The following is a 456-nucleotide window of genomic DNA, read 5'->3' on the forward strand; positions in this document are numbered from 1 at the left end:
AACGGGAAACTCAGCTTCGCGGGCAGCGGCACCTTGACCCTGGCGGGCAACAACAGCTACGGCGGCGGCACCCAGGTGACGGGCGGCACGCTGGCGGCGGCGGCGCCGAACGCATTCGGCCGCGGCGACGTCTACCTGGGCGCGGGCACGGTGGCGATCGCGGCGCCGTCGCGCGCGGCCATTGCCGGCAGGTTCACGCAACTGGCGGGCAGCACGCTGGAACTCGATCGCGGCGCGGGCGACGCCGGCCGCGTCGCGGTGGCGGGCCCGGTCGCGATCGCCGGCGCCACGCTGCACGTGAAATTCACGCAAGGCTACGCCCCCAAGCCGGGCGATACGGTCAGCCTGATCGACAGCGGCAGCTTCGCGGGGCGCTTCGATGCCGTGGTGGTCGACGGCTACAAGGCGACGCCCCTGTACAGCGCCTCCGGCGTGCAGGTCCGCATCGACGGCTGA

The 456-nt window shown here is 73.2% G+C and carries 1 protein-coding gene; it reads left to right on the forward strand.

Annotated features, from left to right (window positions below; genetic code table 11):
* A partial coding sequence (locus FQ746_RS33265) for an autotransporter-associated beta strand repeat-containing protein (protein WP_186310901.1) occupies nucleotides 1-456 on the forward strand: 456 nt, incomplete at its 5' end.

Source organism: Paraburkholderia sp. BCC1886 (genome assembly GCF_900996245.1).
Taxonomy (GTDB): Bacteria; Pseudomonadota; Gammaproteobacteria; order Burkholderiales; family Burkholderiaceae; genus Paraburkholderia.